At 70.2% G+C, this 14,589-nt stretch carries 12 protein-coding genes; 5 read left to right on the top strand and 7 right to left on the bottom strand.

Annotated features, from left to right (window positions below; translation table 11 throughout):
- Positions 1-61 precede the first annotated feature (61 nt).
- Positions 62-1,072: an endolytic transglycosylase MltG gene (gene mltG, locus ACZ7P3_RS11395; RefSeq protein WP_472080665.1), complete on the top strand. Its 1,011-nt coding sequence runs from the start codon at positions 62-64 to the stop codon at positions 1,070-1,072.
- A gap of 42 nt (positions 1,073-1,114) precedes the next feature.
- On the opposite strand, the gene ACZ7P3_RS11390 is transcribed toward mltG, so the two are convergent.
- From ACZ7P3_RS11390 to ACZ7P3_RS11370, 5 genes are all read right to left on the bottom strand, one after another.
- Positions 1,115-2,236, bottom strand: coding sequence for an NAD(P)-binding domain-containing protein (locus tag ACZ7P3_RS11390; RefSeq protein WP_472080664.1), 1,122 nt, complete (start codon positions 2,234-2,236; stop codon positions 1,115-1,117).
- A 55-nt stretch (positions 2,237-2,291) separates the two neighbouring features.
- Positions 2,292-3,299: an ABC transporter substrate-binding protein gene (locus ACZ7P3_RS11385; RefSeq protein ID WP_472080663.1), complete on the bottom strand. Its 1,008-nt coding sequence runs from the start codon at positions 3,297-3,299 to the stop codon at positions 2,292-2,294.
- Between the two features lie 112 nt (positions 3,300-3,411).
- Positions 3,412-4,167 (bottom strand): ABC transporter ATP-binding protein, encoded by a 756-nt coding sequence (locus ACZ7P3_RS11380; RefSeq protein ID WP_472080662.1) that lies wholly within the window; start codon positions 4,165-4,167, stop codon positions 3,412-3,414.
- Positions 4,140-5,042 carry an ABC transporter permease gene (locus tag ACZ7P3_RS11375; protein ID WP_472080661.1) on the bottom strand — a complete coding sequence of 301 codons (903 nt, stop codon included), beginning with the start codon at positions 5,040-5,042 and terminating at the stop codon, positions 4,140-4,142. The genes ACZ7P3_RS11380 and ACZ7P3_RS11375 overlap by 28 nt, the downstream gene beginning before the upstream one ends.
- Before the next feature lie 141 nt (positions 5,043-5,183).
- Entirely contained in the window at positions 5,184-5,267 is an 84-nt protein-coding gene (locus ACZ7P3_RS11370; protein ID WP_313884353.1) for a putative leader peptide, read from the bottom strand.
- A 123-nt stretch (positions 5,268-5,390) separates the two neighbouring features.
- On the opposite strand from ACZ7P3_RS11370, the gene ACZ7P3_RS11365 reads away from it, so the two are divergent.
- From ACZ7P3_RS11365 to ACZ7P3_RS11350, 4 genes are all read left to right on the top strand, one after another.
- Complete coding sequence (locus ACZ7P3_RS11365; protein WP_472080660.1) at positions 5,391-5,813, top strand: secondary thiamine-phosphate synthase enzyme YjbQ; 423 nt, start codon at positions 5,391-5,393, stop codon at positions 5,811-5,813.
- Positions 5,814-6,429: 616 nt separating this feature from the next.
- On the top strand, positions 6,430-6,795 hold the full coding sequence (locus ACZ7P3_RS11360) for a hypothetical protein (protein WP_472080659.1): 366 nt from the start codon (positions 6,430-6,432) through the stop codon (positions 6,793-6,795).
- Positions 6,785-11,092 carry a DUF6531 domain-containing protein gene (locus tag ACZ7P3_RS11355; protein WP_472080658.1) on the top strand — a complete coding sequence of 1,436 codons (4,308 nt, stop codon included), beginning with the start codon at positions 6,785-6,787 and terminating at the stop codon, positions 11,090-11,092. The genes ACZ7P3_RS11360 and ACZ7P3_RS11355 overlap by 11 nt, the downstream gene beginning before the upstream one ends.
- The gene (locus ACZ7P3_RS11350) at positions 11,092-11,304 is read left to right on the top strand and encodes a hypothetical protein (RefSeq protein WP_351550857.1); all 213 of its coding nucleotides are present in this window, start codon (positions 11,092-11,094) and stop codon (positions 11,302-11,304) included. The genes ACZ7P3_RS11355 and ACZ7P3_RS11350 overlap by 1 nt, the downstream gene beginning before the upstream one ends.
- A 571-nt stretch (positions 11,305-11,875) precedes the next feature.
- On the opposite strand, the gene ACZ7P3_RS11345 is transcribed toward ACZ7P3_RS11350, so the two are convergent.
- Positions 11,876-13,636 carry a choline/carnitine O-acyltransferase gene (locus ACZ7P3_RS11345; protein ID WP_472080657.1) on the bottom strand — a complete coding sequence of 587 codons (1,761 nt, stop codon included), beginning with the start codon at positions 13,634-13,636 and terminating at the stop codon, positions 11,876-11,878.
- A 59-nt stretch (positions 13,637-13,695) separates the two neighbouring features.
- Entirely contained in the window at positions 13,696-14,541 is an 846-nt protein-coding gene (locus tag ACZ7P3_RS11340; RefSeq protein WP_472080656.1) for a class I SAM-dependent methyltransferase, read from the bottom strand.
- Between the last annotated feature and the right edge of the window lie 48 nt (positions 14,542-14,589).

Below are 14,589 nucleotides of genomic sequence, written 5' to 3'. Positions count from 1 at the left end.
CCTCGGCCGACAGGCTGACGATATGTCGGGTTTGTAGTGATAGGCGTATTACCGTGCCCGCATGCAGATGAACACTCCGCGACGGAGCACGATGCGACTGACGCGCCGGGGCAAGCTCGTCCTCTTTGTGACCGGCGCCGTCCTGGCCGGCACCGCCGTGGCGGTGCCGCTGCTGAGCCTGGTACGCGGTGACAAGGAGTCGAAGCCCGCCCTGCTCGTCATCCCGGAGGGCTGGCGCGCGAGCCAGGTCTACGCCGCCGTCGACAAGGTCCTCAAGCTGCCCCCGGGCAGCACCCGCAACTCCCTCGCCAAGGCCGCCCTGAAGCTGCCGGGCGAGGCCGGGGGCAACCCCGAGGGCTATCTCTTCCCGGCGACGTATCGCGTGGTGAAGGGCTCCACCCCCGAGTCGCTGCTGAGGCGCATGGTCGACACGGCCGACGGGAGGTTCGGCGTCGCGCCGGTCGCGGCCGGGGCGCAGCGCAACGCGATGAACGTCTATCAGACCGTCACCATCGCCAGCATCGTCCAGGCCGAGGCCGCCACCAAGTCCGACATGGGGAAGGTCGCGCGGGTCGTCTTCAACCGGCTGCAGCGGGGCATGCCCCTGCAGATGGACTCCACCCTCAACTACGTGCTGAACCGCAACACCGTCCGCACCAGCGTCGACGACACCCACTTGGAAAGCCCGTACAACTCCTACCAGCGCATGGGCCTGCCGCCGACGCCGATCGACAACCCCGGTGAGGACGCGATGCGCGCGGCGATCAACCCGCCGGCCGGCAACTGGCTGTACTTCGTCACCGTGAAGTCCGGCGACACCCGCTTCACCGCCGACTACGCAGAGCATCTGCGTAACGTGTCCCAGTTCAACACCGCTCAGCAGCCGACGGGGCAGCCCCGGGGAACGGGCCCGAGTGCCGGGGCTGCCCAGGGTGCGAGCCCGAGTCCTGGGGCTGCCCAGGGTGCGGGCCCGAGTGCCGGGGCTGCCCAGGGTGAGAGTCCGAGTCCTGGGGCTGCCCAGGGTGCGGGCCCGAGTGCCGGGGCTGCCCAGGGGGCGAGCCCGAGCCCGTAGCGGCCTCCGGCCACGCAGCCGCCCCGCCGAGCCGGCGGGACGTCACGCGGCGACGGGCTCCTCGCCCAGCAGCCGTCCGATGTCCCGCACGGCCGCGCGTCCGGCGCGGTTGGCGCCGATGGTGCTGGCCGAGGGGCCGTAGCCGACGAGATGGATGCGCGGATCGGCGACCGCGCGTGTCCCCTCGACCCGGATCCCGCCGCCCGGCTCACGCAGCCGCAGCGGCGTGAGGTGATCGAGGGCGGGCCGGAAGCCCGTGGCCCAGAGGATGACGTCGGCGGAGACATGCCTGCCGTGCCCGCCGCCGTTGGCCTCCACCGCGTCGTTCCCTTCGGCTGCGGTGTTCCACTCCACCCCGTCCGGGGTGATCCGGTCGAACATCGGCTGCCGGTCCAGGACGCCGTCGGCCAGGCCCTGCCGGATCGCGTCGTTGAGCGGAAGCCCGGTGACGGAGACCACGCTCCGCGGCGGCAGCCCCTGCCGCACCCTCTCCTCGACCAGCGCCACCGCCGCACGGCCGGCCTCCTCGCCGAACGGGCCCTCGCGGAAGACCGGGGGCCGCCGGGTCACCCAGGTGGTGGCGGCCGCGTACGGGGCGATCTCCAGCAGATGCTGGGTGCCGGACGCGCCGCCGCCCACGACCACGACCCGCTGCCCGGCGAACTCCCCGGGCCCGGCGTACTGCGCGGTGTGCAGCTGCCGTCCCCGGAAGGTCTCCTGGCCGCGACAGCGGGGCCAGAACGGCCGGTCCCAGGTGCCGGTGGCGTTGATCAGCGCCCGGGTCGACCAGGTGCCGTCCGAGGTCTCCACGAACAGCCGTCCGCCCTTGCCCTCGCGTACGGCCCGCACATCGACCGGTCGCCGTACCCGCAGGTCGAAGGTGCGCTCGTACCGGTCGAAGTACGCCCGGACGACCTCTGCCGAGGGCCGCGCCGGATCGGCGTCCGTCAGCTCCATACCGGGCAGCGAGTGCATCCCGTGCACCTTGGCGTACGTCAGCGACGGCCAGCGGAACTGCCAGGCGCCGCCCGGTCCGGGGGAGTGGTCGAGGACCACGAAGTCGCGGTCCGGCTCGAAGCCGGTGCGCCGCAGGTGATAGGCGCTGGACAGTCCCGCCTGTCCAGCGCCCACCACGACCACCTCGACCTCGCGTGTCTCGTTCACGCCCCTGCCAACAGCGTGCCGGCCACCGATCTTCCCGGCCGTCCGGCGCCCGCCGTCAGCTCTTGGCGGGAGTCGTCGACGGCGGCAGACCGCCGTTGAACCGCGTGTCCACGAAGGCGCCGAAGTCCACCTTCTTCGGGATGAGCCCCAGCTGGGTGAAAGCATCGGCGATCTGCTGCTCGGAGGCGATGAGCGGCTTGTCGACGGCGACGGACACACGGGTGGAGTTGGTGCGCTTCACCGAGGCCAGCGCCACCTCGTACGGCAGCCCGGTGTCCTTCGCCCACACCTTGGCCCACTCCTCCTGATGGCTGTCGGCCCAGTCCTGCGCACGCCGCAGCCGCGCCAGATAGTCCTTGATCGCGGCCGCCTTCTTCGGATCCCCGAGGGCGGACGGCGCGGCCACCTGGAAGCTGAGCCCGTTGGTGACGCCTTCGCCGGTGGTGAGCACACGGCCCTGCCCGGTCTGCAGGATCTGGGAGGTGTACGGGTCCCAGACCGCCCATGCGTCGACCTTGCCGGAGGTGAACGCGGCGAGCGCGTCGGCCGGCTGCAGGTACTCGACCTTGACGTCGTTCAGGCCGAGGCCGGCCGCCTTGAGGGAGGCGACCAGCTGGTAGTGCGCGGAGGAGCCCTGCGCCACCGCGATCGACCTTCCCTTGAGCTGGTCGGTCCGGGTCAGCCGTGAGCCGTTCGGCACGAGGACGGCGTCGCCCTTGGACGTACCGTGCCAGGCAGCGACCACAGCGATTCCGGAGCCGGCGCCGGCCGCGAAGACGGGCGGGGTGTTGCCGACGCCGCCGATGTCCACGGCGTTCGCGTTGACGGCCTCCAGCAGCGGCGGGCCGGAGGTGAAGGTCGACCACTTGATCTTGTAGTTCAGGTTCTTCAGTTCGCCGGCGGCCCGCAGGATGGCCTCCGAACCGCCCTTCTGGTCACCGACGTCGAGCGTGACGGACCCCGAGCCGTCGGTGCCGGTGCCGGCGGACGCGTTCCCGCCGCAGGCGGTCAGCAGGAGCGCGAAGGGGAGGAGCAGTGCGGCGGGGGCGAGGCGTCGTCGCATGGCGGTTCCGTTCGTGTGCGGAGGAGTCGGCCGAGGGGAGCAGTCGAGGGGAGCGGGGAAAGGGAGCGGGGGAGGCGAGCGGCGGAGGGGAGTACGGGAGTGGGCCGGGCGGTCAGGCGGTTTCGGCGGTCGCGCGGACGCCGAGCCGCTCCAGCAGCCCGGCGCGCAGCTCGGCGAACCGGGGATCGGTGATCACGCGCGGCCGGTCCAGCTCGATGCGCTGCTCGTGGGCGATGCGGCCGCCGTCCATCACGAGGACGCGGTCGGCGAGCAGCACGGCCTCCTCGACGTCGTGCGTGACCAGCAGCACGGCGCAGCCGCGGCGCTGCCACAGCTCGCCGACCAGCCGCTGCACCCTGATCCTGGTGAGCGCGTCGAGGGCGCCGAACGGCTCGTCGAGCAGCAGCAGATCGGGCTCGCGCACCAGCGCACGGGCGAGCGAGGCCCGCTGAGCCTCGCCGCCGGAGAGGGTCTTCGGCCAGGCATCGGCGCGATGTCCGAGGCCCACCTCGTCCAACGCCCGCTCGGCCACGGCGCGTTCGGGGCGCCCGGGCAGCCCGAGCAGCACATTGCGCCACACCTTCTTCCAGGGCATCAGCCGGGGCGCCTGGAAGGCGACCGCACGGCGCCGGGGGACGAGGACGGTGCCCTCGATGTCCCGGTCCAGACCGGCGAGGACTCTCAGGAGTGTGGACTTGCCGCAGCCGCTGCGCCCGAGCAGGGCCACGAACTCCCCGGGCCCGATGCGGAGGCGGAGGTCGTCGATGACGGCACGGCCGTCGAAGAAGCGGGTCAGGCCCTCGACCCGCACCGCCTCGGCGGCCCCGGTGGCCGTCGGGCTCACCGGCCGGTGAACGTCGGTCGCCATTGCAGCAGCAGCCTTTCGAGGGAGCGGACGATGAAGTCGGCGAGCAGCCCGAGGAAGGCGTAGACGATCAGGCAGACCACGATCACGTCGGTCCGCAGGAAGTCCCGCGCCTGCACCATCAGAAAGCCGATACCGGCGTCGGCGTTGACCTGCTCGGCGAAGACCAGCGCGAGCCAGGCGATGCCGAGCGAATAACGCAGCCCGGTGAGCGCTCCGGGCAGTGCGCCCGGGAGCACCACATGGCGCACCAGCCCCCACCGGGACAGACCCAATGACTCACCGGCCTCGATGAGCTGGGAGTCGACACCGCGGATGCCGGCGTACACGTTGAGATACAGCGGGAACGTCACACCGAGCGTGATGATCGCGATCTTCGGCGCCTCGCCGATGCCGAACCAGATGATGAACAGCGGGATGAGACCCACGAACGGCACCGTCCGCAGCATCTGCACCGGCGCGTCCACCAGGTCCTCGCCGATCCGGAACAGCCCCGAGACCAGGGCGAGTCCGGTGCCGGTCACGGTGCCGAACAGCAGACCGGCCGCTACGCGCTGCAGCGAGGTGCCCATGGCCGAGGGCAGCGAACCGTCGGCGGTCAGGTCCCAGCCGACCTGGGCGATCCGGCCCGGCGAGGCGAGCACGTCGGCGGCCAGCACGCCGGTGCCGCTCAGTAGTTGCCAGAGGGCCAGCAGCAGGAGCGGTCCGGCGGTGCGCCGCAGCCAGCGGGGGACGCGGCTCCGGCGGGAGGAGGCGGGAACGAGTGCCTGCAGATCCGGTGCCGCTCGCCCGGGCTCATCCGGTCCGGCCGAAGCGGACTTTGATATACCGGAAATGTCGGGATCAGGAGAATGGGGTGGGGCATGGCTGATGCTCATGGGCGCTCCACGGCAGAGGAGAGAGCGGAGGTGAGGGGGTGCGGCTCGGTGCCGCCGCGACACGCCCGTTTCAGGGGCGGATCACGGATGACGTGCGGGTGCGGCGGCGGGCCGTGCCGAAGAGAGAAGGCGGAGGGGGCGTCAGCGGCCGCGGCGACACGCGGCGGAGGCCACCCGCAGCAGGTCGATGTGACCGCGCGTGGTGAGCAGGGCTGAACGCAACATGCGGCAGAAAGTAGCCAGATGGGCGCGCCGCGGTCAACGGCGTCTCGTCCTGTGGACCCACGGTTCCGTGAGATGGTCGCGCCAGGAAGTGCGAAACCTGGCGCATGGGCCAGGATGGGGGGCATGCCAGATGCCTTCACCACTCGGATGCTGAACGTCGCCACCGGCTCCCGGGAGCGGGTCGTCGACCTGACCTCCGACTGCGAGGAGTTCCTGCGTGAGGCGGCGGCCGGCCGCGACGGCCTGCTGAACGTCTTCGTCCCCCACGCGACCGCCGGTATCGCCGTCATCGAGACGGGATCCGGCAGCGACGAGGATCTGCTGGCCGCCCTGCACACCCTGCTCCCCGCCGACGACCGCTGGCAGCACCGGCACGGCAGCCCGGGACACGGCCGCGACCACGTCCTCCCGGCGTTCGTCCCACCGCACGCGACCCTGCCCGTCATCGACGGGCGGCTGGAACTGGGCACCTGGCAGTCGGTGTGCCTCGTGGATACGAACAGGGACAATCCCGAGCGCAAGGTCCGACTGAGCTTCCTCGGCTGATGCAAGTGCCGGAACCGTAGCGTCGAATTCCGGCCGCGCCCGATGCTCCTTGGCCCCTGCGGGATCAGCCCGTGATCGTCATGTTCTCTGGTGCGGTCGGGCGGCGGGATTTGAGCCCGCGACTCCTCTCCCGAATGAGGTTCGGCCGCTGGGCGTGCCAGGGCGGATGGCGCTTGCGCCGGTCATGGGTGGGTGCCGGGTGGTCCCGCCTGACCTGGAAGGGGTTTGGGGGCGGGTTGGCTCCCAGATGACTCCCAAGGGATGGACCCTCAGTCCCGTGCTGGGAGGGGAAGATCGACGCGGATCATGTCGGGGCGGCGATCGCTATGACGACGGCAGTCGCCGAAGATGCAAGGGCGAACGCGCCGGGTGTGGCGGCCCAGGCTGCGAAGCCGGGAGTGGATGGTGTGTCGCGGCGGCGGGCCGGCGCCACTTGACCTCTCTGCTGTGCGCACGTGCGGCTGCCTTCCGATAGCTCCAAGGTGCCGCGCAACGTCGTCACGGGGCACTGCGTCACCGTCAGCACATTGCCTGTGCATGCCTTTAATATGACCTTCCCTTGACTCGCCTCCTCTAGGGTCGGAGGCCGCAGTTGCGAACCGGGGAGGCGGCAGCGATGGGTGACGGCAAGGTCCCCGGCAAGGTACTGGACATCAAGACCGCCGACATCAAGGCGGCAGCACCTGCCTTCCAGCAGGGGGCCATCGATCTGAGCAAGGCGCTGACCACTCTCATCCAGACCCTGGACGGCCTGGGTGAGCCCTGGGGCCACGACGAGCAGGGCGACAAGTTCGGCAAGGCCTACAAGCCGCAGCAGAAGAAGATCGAGAGCGCGGCGGGCATCCTGGTGCTCGGGCTGACGAGCATTCACGAGGCCATGGTGGACATGTCCGACGGAACCGTGGACAACGACCGGCTCATCGCCGGCATGTTCACCGAGGTGAAGACGGACAAGCAGAGCGACGGTGCCGGTGAGCGTTGAGGACAAAGCCCGCCACATCCTTCTCAAGCTGGGTCTGTGGTGGCCGGAGGCCGACTCCGGACAGCTTCGCCAGGCCGCGAAGGCCTGGCGCACCTTCGCCGGGTCCGTGGACGACGTCCGCTCCCCGGTGCACCGCAGCGCGTCCTCGATCATCCACCACAACACGGGTGAGTCGATCGAGGCGTTCAGCAAGTTCTGGGGGCGTTACGCCAAGGACCAGGACGGCGGCTGGCTGAGCGATCTGGCGAAGTCCTCGCGGGAGATGGCCAACGCGCTGGAGAAGTTCGCCGACGCCATCGACGACGCGATCAACAAGCTCTGGACGCAGATCGGTATCGACGCGGCCGTGATCGCGGGCGGTGTGGCGCTGGCCTTCTTCACGGCGGGTCTTGCCTCCGGGGCGGCCGTCGCGGCGGCGGACGCGGTCATCGAGTTCGGCGCCACGATGGGTGTCGCGGTCACCACGACGGTCGCCGAGATCGCCGCGGGCACCCTCGTCGCCGCCGCCTTTGGTGGCGTCGAGTCGGTCGCCGTCGACCTCGCCATCGCCCAGCCGCTGAAGATGGCGACCGGTCTGCAGCACGGCTTCAGCCTGGACGAGGTGAACCAGGCCGCCAAGGACGGCATGATCTTCGGCGGTGCGCTGGGCGCGGGCGGCGGTCTGCTGAAGGCGAGCATGGAGGGCGGGCTCAGCGACACCACCCCGTTGCTGTTGCGCCCGCCCTCGCTCCGCCCCGACCTGGTGGATCTGGGCCCGGCCGCCCGCGGCGCCAAGGAAACGCCGTGCGTGGGCGAGCCGATCGACGTGGCGACCGGCGCGATGCTGATGACGCAGACGGACCTGACCCTCCCGGGGAGCCTGCCGCTGGAGTTCACGCGCACCCACCTCTCCTCGTACCGGGGCGGTGTCTGCTTCGGCACGACCTGGATATCCACCCTGGACGAGTGCCTTCAGATCGACGGCGAGGGCGTCGTCTTCGCCGCGGCGGACGGCATGCGCCTGGTGTACCCGGTGCCGGAACCGGGTGTTGCGACCATGCCGGTGAAGGGCGCCCGCTGGCCCCTTGAGTGGGACGGCAAGCCGGACAGCGCGATGACGGTCACGGACCCGGCGACGGGTGTGGTCCGCACCTTCTCGGCCCCCGTTCCCTCCCCTACCTTCGGCGTCTTCCACCTGGCCCTCGATTCCTGGAGCGACCGCAACGGCAACCGCCTCGACGTCGAACGCGACGACGAGGGCATCCCGTTCGGCATCCGCCACTCGGGCGGCTACTACGTCGCTGTCGACACCGAAGGCCCGCGCATCACGGCCCTGCGCCTGCTGGACGAGCCGCCCTCCCGCTACCGCCCGGGCGCCACTGCCGACGAGGGCACGGTCGTCATGCGCTACGGCTACGACGCCGCCGGCAACCTCACCGAGGTCATCAACTCCAGCGGCGAGCCCCTGCGCTTCACCTATGACGCCGATGGCCGCGTCACCCGCTGGACCGACCGCAACGGCACGTGGTTCTCGTACGTCTACGACGAGCGTGGCCGCGTGGTCCGCACCGAGGGTGTTGACGGCATCCTCTCCGGCACGCTGACGTACGACGACACGGCCCGCACGACGACGTACACGGACTCGCAGGGCCGCGTCTCGGTCCACCGGTACAACGCCGAAGGGCTGGTGGTGGAGGAGACGGACCCGCTGGGTCATGTCACGCGCACGGAGTGGGACGCATACGGAGCCCGGCCGGTCGTCGTGACGGACCCACTGGGGCACACCACGCGGTACACCTACGACGACTCCGGCAACCTGACCGAACTCGCACTCCCCGACGGGTCGCAGGCCCAGGCTTCCTACACCGCGCTCGGCCTGCCGACGGAGGTGATCGAGCCGGGTGGTGCGATCTGGCGGCACACGTACGACGAGCGGGGCAACCTCCTCAAGACGGTGGACCCGACCGGCGCCGAGACGCGGTACACGAACGACGAGGCGGGCCGCCCGACCGCCATCACCAACGCCCTCGGCCACACCCGCACGGTGGCCTACGACGCGGCGGGCCTGCCCATCTCTCTCACGGATGAACTGGGCCACACGTCCACAATCCGCCGCAACGCGTTCGGGCGGCTGATCGAGGTCACCGATCCTCTTGGCCACACCACGCGTCTGAGCTGGACAACGGAGGGTAAGCCGTCCTGGCGCGAGCAGCCCGATGGCACCCGCGAGTCGTGGACCTGGGATGCCGAGGGCAATCTGCTCGCCCATACGGACCCCGCGGGTAACACGATCCGTCACACGGCGACGCACTTCGACGTCCCCGCCACGCGGACCGACCCGGACGGCGCCCATTACACGTTCTCGTACGACACGGAATTGCGCCTGACAGGCGTCACCAACCCGCAGGGCCGGACCTGGTCGTACACCTACGACGAAGTCGGCCGTCTGACGGCTGAGACTGACTTCAACGGCCGCACGCTGACGTACATGCACGACGCGGCGGGCCAGCTGGTCGCCCGTACCAACGGGGCCGGGGAGACGCTGAGCTTCGTCCGGGACGGTGCGGGCCGAACCGTTGAGCAGCGCACCAGCGCCGGTGAGACGACGACCTTCGAGTACGGAGCGGACGGACTGCTCGCCCGGGCGGTCAACCGAGACGCCGAGGTGATCCTCGATCGGGACGCTCTCGGGCGCACTCTCAGCGAGACGGTCGACGAACGCGTCACGGCTTACGCCTACGACCCGTTGGGCCGCCGTGTCCGTCGCGAGACTCCATCCGGACTTGTCTCCCTGTGGACGTACGACGCGGCGGGGCGGCCCTCGGAGCTTCGTTCGGAGGCGGGCAGCCTGGCCTTCACCCATGATGCCGCCGGACACGAGACGGAGCGTCGTCTCGGCCCCGATGTTCTGCTGACCCAGACGTGGGACGGTGCCGGCCGCCTGACCCTCCAGTCCCTCACCGCAGGTTCGGCCGATGTGCAGAACCTGCTTCAGCATCGCGCCTATGCCTACCGCAGCGACGGCTATCTCACGGAGATCCGCGAGCTCACCACGGGCACCCGCCGCTTCGACCTGGACGCGACGGGCCGCGTCACGGGCGTACGCGCCCACGGCTGGACCGAGACTTACGCCTACGATCAGGCCGGCAACCTGGTGCAGGCAACGGCACCCGGCCACGGCTCCGCCGGGGAGCGCGACTTCGATGGCACTCTCGTCCGCCGCGCGGGCCGCAGCACCTACCAGCAGGACGCCCAGGGACGCCTGGTCCGCAGGACTCGCAAGCTCCTCAACGGACAGACCCTGACCTGGACGTACGCCTGGAGCGCCGAGGACCGCCTGGCCGAGGTCGGCACGCCGGACGGCGAACGCTGGAGGTACGCGTACGACCCGCTCGGGCGCCGCCTCTACAAGTACCGTCTGGCGGAAGACGGAACGCAGGCCGAGCGCACCGAATTCTTCTGGGACGACACCAGGCTGGCGGAACAGACCGGCCCGGACGGCAAGGTGACCACCTGGGACTACGAGCCCGGCACCCACCGGCCGATCGCGCAGACCGATCACCGGCGATCAACTGTCGGACGCGACGCCTCATTCCTCGCCCGGCTGGCCGAGGAGTCGGCACCCGGCCATGTGGCCGTGTTCCAAGCGGTCGTGACGGATCCCGTCGGCATGCCCACCGAGCTGGTCACCGCCGAGGGCGAGATGACATGGCAGAGCCGGACCACTCTGTGGGGCACCTCCCTCGCCGGCCCGGTCGAGTCCTATTCCGCCGATTGCCCACTGCGGTTCCCGGGCCAGTACGCCGACGCCGAAACCGGCCTGCACTACAACTACTTCCGCTACTACGACCCCGAGACGGCTTGCTACCTCAGCCAGGACCCCCTGGGCCTGAAGCCGGCCCCCAACCCCTCGGCATACGTCCGCCATCCCGGCACCTGGTCGGACCCCCTGGGTCTGTACGGCTGTGAGCTGGAGGACCTCGGGGGTGGCTGGTACCGCTCGCCCGAAGGATTGGACTACGGTCCGGGTTCGGCCGAGGGGCACCGCATCACCCACGTCATGCAGCACACCCGGGAGAACCCCGCGAAGCCTGCTCACGGAGTTTTCGACACGGGTAACCAGGGCGTGCTGGAAACGGTCGACGAGGCATGGAACCGGCGCGCCATGGCGGTGTCGGTCAACCAGCAGGGCGCTCGTACCACCTACATCGTCCCGATGGGCCGACAGGTGGGTTACAACCCCGGAGAGGGATATGTTTCGATCACCGTCGAACACGGCAACGAAGTGATCACGGCCTTCCCGAGGAGCTGGAACTGATGGACAAGGTCGCCTGCGCGCACTGCGGCCAGGACTGGGTGCGCTGTTACGAGCGCAAGGACACGGGTCAGAGGTTCTTCCTCTGCCCCGAGTGCGAGTCCGTCTGGGACCTGGAGGACGATCTCCACGAGGACACAGACATGTATCTGAGCGAGTACCTGCTAACCGGGGACCCCGCAAAGGACTGGGAGATCATCACTCCGTGCGGCTGAGAAGGCCGACGGTGTGTCGGCTTGGGGGACCGAAACCGGATCAGCACCGATCACCCACACGGCCGGCATCAGCCCGACGATCCCGGCGAGTCCGTTCCCGGCCGCGTGTGCGTACTTCTCTCAGCCGGCCTTGCTCTCCCCGTCCCCTGTCACGTTCGGGGTCGTGGTTCGCTGCCGGCCGCCCTCCAGGCCGGCTCGCAGCGCCCTGTGTTCTTCGGCGCCGAGCACGTCGTCACCCTGGCGGTGGGCCTCATCGATGAGCCCGTACAACATTCCCCGCCCCCGAGCCGCGCCCGTGTGTCGCTCCGCACTGACCTGGAGGACGGCCCGGTTCCTGCCCTTGAGTTCCCGGTGCAGCAGCCGCACGACCCAAGACCTGCCGGCCGGCGACTGCGGCTCCGACGTCGCGATTGCCCTGGACGAAGGTGTGGGAAACGTCCGCGGGGCGCGCGCCGGCGGCGACGCTGACCTGGGCTTTCTCGGCTCAGCTCAGGAACTCAGCCACTGAAGCCGTCCGGGCCGCCGGACCGTGGTCCCCGACCGGGAGTTCCGGTCCGGCGGCGGATTCCGTTCAGTCCTCGGGCCGCTCGGACGTCAGCAGCTCCCGGAGTTCGTCCATCGCCTCCCGGAGCCGGTCGGCGAACGTCCGCATCTGCGCGGCGACCGCCAACGGCGTGCTCAGATACAGGTTGAACCGCTCGGGAAGCAGCACATAGGCGACACCGATGCACTGGCTGCTGGTCGAACCGAAGCCGAAGTACTGGATGTTGACGGACGGCGCGGAGCTCGTGCTCAGGTAGTCGTCCCGCATGGTCGACCAGCCCGGCGTCCGGTACAGCGCGGGCTGCTCGGTCACTCCGAGCTCGGCCCCGCGCCGGCGCTGGATCAGCTCCAGCTCCCACAGGTGCTGCTCCGGCACCTGCCCGGCCTGGCACGCCTTCGCGCGCGCCACATGGGCCTCGGTGGCTGCCCGAAACGCGGCGCGCCGGGCGTCCGCGTCCGCTGCCGGGTCCTCCATCGCCGCCACGAAAGCCACCATCTCGGTGGTGACGACGCGCATCGCCTCGGTCCGCCCGTGCCGGTACTGCCGGGTGGCGATCGACTCGTACGTGGCGCCCAGGTGCCCCTTGGCGCGCTGGTGGGCGAGCTGGTAAGCGGCCTGGACGAACGCGTCCGGCGAGACCCCCAACGCCTTGGCCGCGCTGCTTCCGAAGTCCGTGAACGACAACGTGCTGGTCGCGGTGTTCTCCCCGTACGCCGCGAACGCGTCGGCGGCGGAGCGCACCTGGGCTCGCAGCGAGTCGTCCAGTTCGAACACGATCGGCTCCAGCGCCGGCAGCCCCTGGGAGCGGGCTCCGGACTGCCGGGACTGCTCCTCGGCCGGGGTGTTGAGCAGGGCGTCGGTGAAGGTGAGGATGGTGGTCCCGTCCAGCTCGCAGTGCTCGACGTTGATGCCCGCCCGTCCGTCGGCGAAGACGACGAAGGACACGGCCTTGTCGAACCAGCGGTTGCCGCGGTCGCCGTACAGCAGCTGGTCACAGGCGTCCTGGACGTCTGCGGGGGCGAAGTCCTCCAGAGCGACGCAGAACAGCGCGGTCTCGACATCGTCAAGGGCGTCGGCGTTGCGGGGGTGGCAGGCGAGAAGGGACTCCCGGGCGGCCGCCCACTCGGCGCGGGCCATGGTGGTGAGGTGGCCCACCGAAGGGCCCGCGCCGGCCGGGTCGGCCTTCATCACGGCGCGCAGCCCCGCCTCGATGTCATCCAGGCTGTGCGGGACACCGTCCGGACCCAGCACGTCCAGCCGGAACATGCCGCCCCGGAAGAGCACCACGACGTGCCGGGCCTCGGACGGGCCCGGCCGCTCCTCGCTGTAGGGGGCGCGGACGGTGTCCTGCTGCGCGCCGGGGATACGCGTGGTGGAGAACAGGAATTTGTTCTGCACCATCGACTGAGGTGCTCCGCGCTGCACCACCGGTGGAGTCAGCCCCTGATCGACCTGCCGCTTGTAGTTGAGGGCCCCGGCCACGAGCCCGGCCGCCCGCTCCACCTGCGTCTGGTCGGAGTCCTGGAACAGGAAGAAGAAGTTGGCGTTGAGTGCGATCCGGTCCCGGCGGCCCAGGTACCGGTACGGCCAGAAGGTGTCGAGCCAGCTGTGCACGCCCTCCGTGGCGTCGTATTCCTCCAGCGCGGCATGCAGCACCCGGCCGGGGCCGCCGGGCCGGAGAAAGGCGGCAACCTCCGCCTCCGTCGCCGACCGCTCCTCGGCGGTCAGCAGCGGCGTACACCAGGCGAGAAACCTCTCGCAGCTCGCGTCCAGCGTAGGCAGCGGCACGCGCGGGAGGCTGTCCTCCTGGGCGAAGGTCGCGTTGCCTGACCCATCCTGACTGGTCTTCAACTCTGCTCTCGATTCGGATCGTCGGTACCTGTGATGTCGTACGGCCGGGAAAGGTAGAGCTGCGCGTACAGCCAGCCTTCCGCCTCCAGGCCCTGTGTATCCAGCCCTGCGGCCGACAAGCTGTCGAGCACGAGCGCCTGCTCCTGCGGGGAGGCGAAGCGCCGCTGTCTGAACACCTCGTCGACGCGGACGGTCCGGTAGCCCAGACTCGCCAACGCGCGCTCGAAGGAGTCGAAGGGGAACATCCGCAGCACGAAGTGCGCCATCCAGGGCCGGCGCGTGCCCTGCGCCCGGACGACTCGTGTGAGCGTCCGCTCGGTGACGTAGCCGACGCAGCCCGTCGAGATCACCAGGTCCGTACCCGAGAGCTGGGCGCGCTGTCGCGGTGTGGGCTCGTGCTGCTCCAGATCGGCGTGCACCGCGTCGTCGAGGAACCCGGCATCGAGAGCGTAGGACAGCGCACTGCCCGAGGTGTCGAGGCCGGTGAAGCGGATCGCTCGCGCGGGTTGGCGGGACCGAGTCAGCCCGCGGTCACGGGCCAGCAAGGCCTCGCGGCTCTCACCCGCACGCTCCTCGTCGCCGTAGCGTGCGTACAGCTCGTCCATGGTCGCGTCGTACTTCAGCAGGGCGGCGTTGATTCCGTACGAGCAGCCGATGTCCAGCACCTTCGGTACCGCGACGCGCCGGGACTCCCGGTACTCCGTGATGATCTTGGTGAAGTAGGGCTTGGCCTGCTGCGGAACGCCGTAGTCGAGCGGGCGCAGCACTCTGAAATAGGTGCGCGGATCGGGCTGGTCGTAGATGTGGTCGAGTGAGACTTTTCCGGTCTCGTCGAAGCGCACAGGGCTTACTCCTCCGTCGGATCGGGCGCAGGGGAAACGGCCTACGGC

It is taken from the genome of Streptomyces sp. NPDC107581 (assembly GCF_055657175.1).
Note: the sequence above shows the minus strand (reverse complement) of the source record. Positions and strands in the feature narration are given on the sequence as shown.

Bases quoted from the DNA above. Each gene is read 5' to 3' on its own strand.
- ACZ7P3_RS11375 (WP_472080661.1), bottom strand. From the start codon at position 5,042: ATGAGCATCAGCCATGCCCCACCCCATTCTCCTGATCCCGACATTTCC.
- ACZ7P3_RS11360 (WP_472080659.1), top strand. From the start codon at position 6,430: ATGGGTGACGGCAAGGTCCCCGGCAAGGTACTGGACATCAAGACCGCC.
- mltG (WP_472080665.1), top strand. From the start codon at position 62: ATGCAGATGAACACTCCGCGACGGAGCACGATGCGACTGACGCGCCGG.
- ACZ7P3_RS11350 (WP_351550857.1), top strand. From the start codon at position 11,092: ATGGACAAGGTCGCCTGCGCGCACTGCGGCCAGGACTGGGTGCGCTGT.
- ACZ7P3_RS11385 (WP_472080663.1), bottom strand. From the start codon at position 3,299: ATGCGACGACGCCTCGCCCCCGCCGCACTGCTCCTCCCCTTCGCGCTC.
- ACZ7P3_RS11370 (WP_313884353.1), bottom strand. From the start codon at position 5,267: ATGTTGCGTTCAGCCCTGCTCACCACGCGCGGTCACATCGACCTGCTG.
- ACZ7P3_RS11365 (WP_472080660.1), top strand. From the start codon at position 5,391: ATGCCAGATGCCTTCACCACTCGGATGCTGAACGTCGCCACCGGCTCC.
- ACZ7P3_RS11380 (WP_472080662.1), bottom strand. From the start codon at position 4,167: ATGGCGACCGACGTTCACCGGCCGGTGAGCCCGACGGCCACCGGGGCC.